At 61.4% G+C, this 7603-nt stretch carries 6 protein-coding genes; all 6 read left to right on the top strand.

Features of this window, described 5'->3' with window-relative positions:
• Window positions 1-242 precede the first annotated feature (242 nt).
• Window positions 243-1331 carry a hypothetical protein gene (locus tag AU465_RS24795; protein ID WP_192254174.1) on the top strand — a complete coding sequence of 363 codons (1089 nt, stop codon included), beginning with the start codon at window positions 243-245 and terminating at the stop codon, window positions 1329-1331.
• 31 nt (window positions 1332-1362) lie between these two features.
• Window positions 1363-2508 carry a hypothetical protein gene (locus AU465_RS24790; RefSeq protein WP_192254172.1) on the top strand — a complete coding sequence of 382 codons (1146 nt, stop codon included), beginning with the start codon at window positions 1363-1365 and terminating at the stop codon, window positions 2506-2508.
• A 22-nt stretch (window positions 2509-2530) separates the two neighbouring features.
• A complete protein-coding gene (locus AU465_RS24785; RefSeq protein ID WP_192254170.1) occupies window positions 2531-4441 on the top strand; it encodes an AAA family ATPase in 1911 nt (636 codons plus the stop codon).
• A gap of 264 nt (window positions 4442-4705) precedes the next feature.
• Complete coding sequence (locus AU465_RS24780; protein WP_192254168.1) at window positions 4706-6010, top strand: DUF6638 family protein; 1305 nt, start codon at window positions 4706-4708, stop codon at window positions 6008-6010.
• A gap of 15 nt (window positions 6011-6025) precedes the next feature.
• Window positions 6026-7150 carry a DUF2333 family protein gene (locus AU465_RS24775; RefSeq protein ID WP_192254166.1) on the top strand — a complete coding sequence of 375 codons (1125 nt, stop codon included), beginning with the start codon at window positions 6026-6028 and terminating at the stop codon, window positions 7148-7150.
• A 314-nt stretch (window positions 7151-7464) separates the two neighbouring features.
• Window positions 7465-7603, top strand: a 139-nt coding sequence (locus tag AU465_RS24770) for a formate--tetrahydrofolate ligase (protein ID WP_192254164.1), incomplete at its 3' end; no start/stop codon positions are given.

Here is a 7603-nt window from a genome sequence, read left to right as displayed (position 1 = left end):
CCCAACAGCAGATCCACGCGCGCAACACCACCGGTTTTGCCCCGGTTACGTATAAGCTAAAGCTGTTTTAAGGCCAAGCGCATTACTCGCGCCGTGAGCATGCTCGCCTTGTCTTTCAAGGGCCTAACCAATTCTTTTGTTTTGGCGCTTCTCCTTGTCTTCCTTCTTTCAATCCCTTGAGGCCCCACATATATTCGCCGCCACGTGCGACACGAAACCGGATGCCGAAGCGGGAGGCCCCTATGGCGACGTTGCAGAATTTCGATGCCGAAATTGCCAAGACCAAGCAGGTCGTTGAGGACATGCGCACCAAGATCGAGCAGTCCGGCACCGTGCTCGACACGCTCGCCCAGGCCGACAAGAAGATCGGCGACGCCAATTTCGACATCGAGAACGCCCGTATCGAAGACGTGCTGAAGCAGCAGAAGGTGATGGAAGGCAACATCGCCGACCTGATCATCGGGCTGGAAGACGCCACCAACGTCTTCGGCGCCGAATTCGAGAGCATGAAGAACTACACCGGCTGGGAAAACTTCGTCGGCGTGTTCTCGGCCCAGCGCAAGCAGCGCATGCGCACCGATCGCGTGCGCAACATGTCGCTCGCCGGCAATCTGCAGGAGCTACTCGCGAAATCGGACACCATCGTCGGTATCCTCAAGGCGCAGAAGCAGATCCTCGACCAGCGCTACAAGACCTCGGAAACCAGCCTGTCGCAGGTGATCGAGCGCCGCAAGACAACCGTGGCCAATCTCGAGACGGTCCAGAAGCGCATCGAGGAGCTCAATCCGATGCTGCTCGATATCGAGAACAAGATCGCCGCTTCGACCAGCCAGAAGGAGCGCACCCAGCTCGAAGGCGAGCGTTCGAAGATGGCGACGGAATACAACGAGAAACAGGCCAAGGAGCAGGAGCTGCTGGCCGAAAGCCAGACGCTGGAGCGCTACACCTCGATGTTCCAGACGTTTGTGGACTCCCTCAACAACCAGATCGCCGCGCAGTCGACGCTGATCAACAAGCTGGCCATCGACACCGAGCAGCGCATCGTCCTCTACAAGGCGCTGGAAGACTCGCTGAAGACGGCCGCCCAGCAGGACGTCGCCCACAAAATCAACACGCTGGGCAGCCAGGTCGACAACACGGCCGAAGAGACGATGGCCGGCATCGGCGCCGCCTCGCAGAAGCACATCGGCGATCTCTTGGAAATGCACGAGAAGAACATGGTGGCCAGCGCCGACATCCAACGCCGCAAGAAGCTCGCCGACGACGCCTTCGCCCGTCGCTTCGACGAGGTGATGAAGAAGCACAATTCCGCCAACTACGTGCAGTCGTAGGCGGCGTGCCGGCATTCTTCAGGGCAGTATCATGACTCCCGAAAATGAAGCGGCGGCACGCTATTTCTCCGCCATCACCGCAGCGCTAAGCGGGCTGGAAGTGTTCATGCGCGACGACCGCTCGCCGCTCTACCGGCACGGCATCGTCGCCAGGATCGTCGCCGAATACATCGCCCGGCTGGACAAGTCCTTTGCCTGCTGGCGCAACCGGCTGGGCTACGTGGATACGTTCCGCATTTCGCGCGCCGACAGCGGCTATCCTGTGTTCCAGAATCTGCTCGAGCTGGAGAACGACCGCCGTCAGGCCGATGCTCGGCTCGCCAACATCCCGCAGGCCGGCGAGCTGCGCGAGGAGATGGCCGACTTCATCCTGCGCCATAAGGAGTTTCCCGCCGCACTTCAGAAGTCGATGGCCGAGCGGCTCTATCTGGAGGACGTCAAGAGCGAGGCGACCTTCGGTCCCTTCATCCTGGCGCAGACGGCCAAAGTCTCGGTCAATCCGAAGACCATGCGGCCCTATTACCTCGTACACTGGGCCTCGTTCGACGGCAGCGCCAACCTGCCGCTGGTCTATATGGTGACGGTCGAGGACTCTTCCGAGAGCATGGTGCGCCAGCTCGTCGACGCCAACGGCAAGCTCAACGAGCGGGTCGACATTCCGCTTCCCGTCGACGGCCTGCTCAACCCCGAGCTTGCCCACCGCTTCGACGATTTCACCGAGAAGAATTCGGCCTACACGCTGTCGCCGGCGACCATCGCGGTCAATCTCGACAAGGATTTCGAGCCGCTGCATCCCAAGCAGCTCCGCCGCGTCGTGCTCGGTCCTTTTTATTCGGCCGGCATCACCGAAAACAATTCGACGGTGACGGAGGTGCTCACCAAGGTGCGCAAACCGGAGAATGCCTGGCTGCTCACATGGACCATCCAGGAAGTCTTTTCCAAGTCCGAGAAGCCCGGTCGCAAGGGCCTGTTCTCCAGCGAGAAGACGACGCAGGAATTCTTCATCAACACCGACGACCTCGAAGCGGCGCGCCAGGGCGTATCGAGCTACGAGAACCACGCGCTGATCCCGCACGAGGCCTACCAGGCGCTCTACGCCGCCGGCGAGGCGCAGAAGATCTTTTCCGGCTACAAGGTCCACATCCTGTCCAACGGACAGGTCATCAGCGACGTCTGATTTCAACCGCGGAGCATCCTTCATGGACACCGGGCTGACCACGATCTCGGAAGCGGCAATCGAAAAGCACCGCGCCACCGCGCAAAGCTTCATCACCCGCATCGTCGTGCTGGAAGATCCCTCGCGCGAGTCCGGCACCGCGCTCGCCGGCACCAACCGCCGTTTCGTTTCGACCGTCTCGGTCGGCTCGGTGCGCCGCACGCGCGAGGTCGAGCTGACGAAGACGGTGGCGGCGATCCATCCCGACGACCAGTTGATGACCATTCCTCAGCACATGCTGCTCTTCCGGGCCCGGCGCAGCTTGGCGATCGCGCTTGCCATAGCGGATGTCTTCGCCGAGGGTTCCGACCTCGAAGGTCTGCAGGCGAAGAATGCGCGCGCGCCGCTCGAAGGCGACGAGGCAGCAACTTTCAAGAAGCTTTTGTCGGCGTCGGCCTATGTTTCCGCCTTCAGCCTCGCCTCCTATCTCTATCAGCTGATCGACAGCGACGGCGAGGCGCCGAACGATAGTCCCGAACCCGACTTCCTGTTCGACACGCCGCAGGACGCGGTGAAGTCGATCGTGGCCGGCCTCGACAAGGCGATTGCCGGCTCGAAGGACGATGCCGACCTGATGACGCGGGCGCGTGCTTTCGCCCGTGTCGCCATCGACGGACTGCTCGCGCGAAAAGGCCGCTTCGATGGCATCGGCCCGTTCGAGAACGCGCATATCCGCATCGACGTCGACGACTTCACCCTCGACGGCTTCGACGTCGCGCCCGGCAAACGCTCGAAACCTTTGGTAATGACCTTCAAGAAGCCGGAAGAGGTCGTCGGCAACCACATCGCCAAATTCCAGTCCGTCAGGCTGGCCAAGATGCTGATGGCCTATGATTTCGAACGCGAGCTGAACCCCTTCGTCGAGCTCGGCGGCTTCCTGTTCACCTTCATCGGCGACGGCGCTCCCGGCACCGGCAAGACGACGCTGATCCAGATGATCGCCGGCCTTGTCAACGGCTACTGCCAGGTTGCCGGCTATCCCTTCGCCTACGAGAATTTCGGCGTCGACCAGATCTCGTCCTACCAGGGCAAGTCCGGCCAGAACTGCCGTCAGTTCATCAACAATGTGCTCAACCCGCGCGCCATCGGCTTCGGCACCATTGACGACATCGACCAGGTGGCGGCGCGCCGCTCCGACGACCGCGCGTCGGCCGGCCAGCAGGAAATCACCGGCGTGTTGATGGATGCTTTTGCCGGCGCTTCCACCGTGGTGCGCGGCAACTGCTCCTTCGGCATGTTTTCCAACTATCCCGAGAACGTCGACGATGCGCTGCGCCAGCGCGCCGGCGCCCGCTGGCTGGTCGACGGCCCACAGACCCGCGATGACTACATCGACATCTTCGTGCTGCTTGCCGGCAAGAACCACAAGATCCCGCTGGGCGATCACGAGCTCTATGCCGCGCAGGAGATCCAGCGTGCCGTGGCCGAAGCCTATGAGGAGCACGAGAAGCCGCAGGAAGACGGGCTGATGAAGGTCTATGAGCGCTACATGAAGGAGAACGGCGCGCCGAAGACCATGGCCGATATCGGCACCTACCTGCACATGATCAAGGACGCCGAGCCGCGCTTCACCGGCCGCGCCATCAAGAATGTCACCGACGCCATCAAGATGCGCGCCATGGACATCGAGCTGCCGGACGACTGGTTCGAGAAGCCGGAAGCCTTCATGCTCAAGAGCTACGACGACAAGAAGGCGATGATCGAGGAACTGCGCGGGCCGTTCTCGATGGACATGGTCATGCAGGAGATCAACCGCTACGCCGATTCCGAATTCCGCTACTCCGACAAGTCCGACGATGCGGCGGTGGAGAAGCTCTTGCGCGACGCACGGCTCCGCGAACGCGCGGCGCGCGAGATGGAGGAGCTGAAGAAGAAGGGTTTGTGGAATGCTTGAGTTGCGCCAACGGAGCTGAAGAAGAAGGGTTTGTGGAATGCTTGAGTTGCGCCAACGCCCCCTTCTCCCCTTGTGGGAGAAGGTGTCGCCGAAGGCGACGGATGAGGGGTGCTCCAGCTTGGCACCGACGGCACTCCGGCCAACACCCCTCATCCGTCTCGGCGCTTCGCGCCGATCCATCTTCTCCCACAAGGGGAGAAGGGGAGTCCGCGCCCCTCACCCGCCCTTCGGGCACCTTCTCCCCGTAAACGGGGAGAAGGAAGGGTGAAAAACGCCAAGAAACCCGACCTCCTGCGCGACAACGAGCTGATCTATGGCCGGCTGCTCGCAGTCGACGAGCCGCATCTCATCCAGCGCTACAACAAGGCGCTCGTCGCCTTCGGCCTCGAGCCCACCAAGTTGAAGAGCTTCCAGATCGACCGCACCGGCTTCTCGCCCGAGGTGGCCGAGGAGTGCGGCGACTACGACTATCTCGATCCCAACGAGGTCAACCGCCGCTTCATCATCCTGACGCCGTCACAGATCGACCTGCCGGTGGTGCACACCGCCTTCTCAAACACCTCGCAGCTGATGTTCGAATTCATGTCCAAGAACCAGCGCGCAATCGACGCGCTGACCATCAAGGACGTCATCTACGGCGAGATCGAGGACTCCGTTCCCAAGGTCAACGACATCGAGGATTTGCTGTCGATCAACCAGGTCGAGTTCAAGGTGCTGTCGGCGGAAGACGTGCTGGGCAAGGCGGCCGAGCTCGGCAAGCTGGTGGACCGGCTCAAGCAAGAGCCCGACGCCTGGCGCGATAACGCCATGCTCGAGCGCATGGTCGATCTCGCCAAGGTCTGCGGCGACATCCGCGAGAACGCGCTGGTGCCCGACCAAGTGATCTTCCGCCACAATGCCTACTGGACCAGCCATTTCGGCGGGCTCTACGTCTTTGTCGATCCTGATATGACGACGGTGATCTGCGATCCGGCGGCCCCAGGATTCCGCCGCTCGCGGCCCTGGCAGGTAAGCTACCTCTCGATCAACGACGCCGACAAGGTGTTCAAATTCCTCGCTACGACCGGCCGACTAGAACTGCCGCGCGCCTCCTGGATCGAGGCTTCGGGCTATCTCGAGCATCGCGCCGAGATGGTGGTGCGGGCGCTGATCCGCGACGCCGAACCCAACCGCAACCTGACGGACGTCGACAAGGTCTGGCTGCAGACCTGGATCCACGGCCATGCCGACCTGATCGCCAGCGACGGTAATTTCCCGTTCCTCAACGCCGCCAAGCGCGAGATCGCCCAGTTCGGCCACCTGAAGCTGGAAGATGTGCCGCCGCGCCAGCGCTTCCTGGTCGTGCGCGCCAAGCCCGATCATCCCGATGCCTGGCTCACCAACCAGCTGATCTCGGATTTCGTGCCGCAGGACTTCGTCTCACGCTACGTCTTCAATAAACCGGGTTTCTACAAAGACTTCGACGACTTCAGCGACGCTTGGCGATCGCATGTTGTGGACGTTCTGAAAACCACATATTTGAAGGACAAGGCGGCGTTCCGCGCACGCCTTTACGGCTTGACTGACTGAGGGGTGAAGAGAGCCATGCTTGATCCGATCGTGAGTTTCTTCACCCAGATCTTCCAGTGGATCGGTCGCGGCATCGGCCTCCTCGTCGGCATCATCCTGTGGCCGTTCATGTGGGTCGGCCGCTGGTATGGGCAGCGCGGCTGGATCCTGAAGGCCGTTGTCGGCCTCGCCCTGCTGGTGCTCATCGGCCTTTACGCCAATTTCTTCTACGCCACCCAGTGGTGGAATAATTTCAACCCGAACTACATCGACAAATATACCTTCGAGAAGCGTGGCATTTCCGCGGGAGAGCAGGTTTCGGCCGGCGCCGGTACCGACACCGCCAAGACCTGTGGCAATTCGGCGATCGCCCAGGTGGCGGCGGACCTTACCGACTTCAACGTCAACCAGAATGCCTGGATCTCGTCGATGATCCTCTACAAGCTGGGCCTGTTCGGTATCGACTGGGACCATACGCCCTGGATGGACAACAAGGCCTCCTTCCAGCGCGGCATCAACCAGGCGGTGCGGCGCACGGCGACCGAGCTCGCCGACAATCTGGGGCGCGTACGTACGACCTCGCAGATCGACGCCGACCTCCAGGATGCGCGCGGCAATCTGCAGTTCGACGAGGAGACCTGGTATTTCGGCTTGAACCCGTTCGGCCCCAAGACGCCGACGCCGAGCTACTATCGTGACGCCGTGCGCAAGCTGCGCTCCTTCAACGCAAGGCTGGCCACCTGCCAGGCGACATTCGATGCCCGTGCCGACAATCTGAAGCAATATATCGACCGCATCTCGTCCGACATCGGCTCGACCTCGGCTATCCTCAAGGAGCGCGCGGAAAACCACAACGCTGGCTGGTTCGACTTCCGCGCCGACGACCGCTTCTGGTTCGCCTATGGCCAACTCTACGGCTATTACGGCCTGATGAAGGGCGCTCAGGCCGATTTCGACGACGTGATCAAGGAAAAGCACCTGCAGAATTTGTGGGACACGATGGACGCGCAGTTCGTCTCGGCGCTGCGCATCCAGCCCTTCATCATCGCCAATGGCCGTGAGGACGGCTGGCTCTTGCCGACGCACCTGACGACCATGGGCTTCTATATCCTGCGCGTGCGCTCCAACATGGTCGAGATCAGCAACGTGCTCAGCCAGTAACGCTGCGGCCACGGCCGGGCGCTGGCGGATTTGCGCCGTCGCGTCTGTCGCATTCCGTGCATTGCGCGGCTGTTTTGAGACGGCGGAGCGACATTCGCTCTGGCTTCTATACGGCGCAACGACCGGGCGCCGAAGACCCCTAGAAGGTCGACCGGGAACAGCAATTTATTTCTTTGCAGGAAACATAGTTGCATGAAAGTTGACGCCGTCACTGCGACAGGGTTAGAACATGCCCTTGCGTCCGGGCGGCGTTTCGAGCATGCACGAATGATAGAACCCCTCCCTTCCACTGCCCAATCCAGAGGAAAGCCGTCATGGCCGAAGTGAAGTCTGACATCGAGATCGCGCGCGCCGCCAAGAAGAGACCGATCCAGGAGATCGGCGCCAAGATCGGCATCCCGAACGAGCACCTTTTGCCCTATGGCCACGACAAGGCAAAGGTCTCGGCCGAGT

This window comes from Mesorhizobium silamurunense, from assembly GCF_014843905.1.
Taxonomy (GTDB): Bacteria; Pseudomonadota; Alphaproteobacteria; order Rhizobiales; family Rhizobiaceae; genus Mesorhizobium; species Mesorhizobium silamurunense.
Note: the sequence above shows the minus strand (reverse complement) of the source record. Positions and strands in the feature narration are given on the sequence as shown.

What these genes read in the sequence shown, in the direction of transcription:
- AU465_RS24790 (WP_192254172.1), top strand. Translation starts at nt 1,363, where the DNA reads ATGACTCCCGAAAATGAAGCGGCGGCACGCTATTTCTCCGCCATCACC.
- AU465_RS24795 (WP_192254174.1), top strand. Translation starts at nt 243, where the DNA reads ATGGCGACGTTGCAGAATTTCGATGCCGAAATTGCCAAGACCAAGCAG.
- AU465_RS24785 (WP_192254170.1), top strand. Translation starts at nt 2,531, where the DNA reads ATGGACACCGGGCTGACCACGATCTCGGAAGCGGCAATCGAAAAGCAC.
- AU465_RS24775 (WP_192254166.1), top strand. Translation starts at nt 6,026, where the DNA reads ATGCTTGATCCGATCGTGAGTTTCTTCACCCAGATCTTCCAGTGGATC.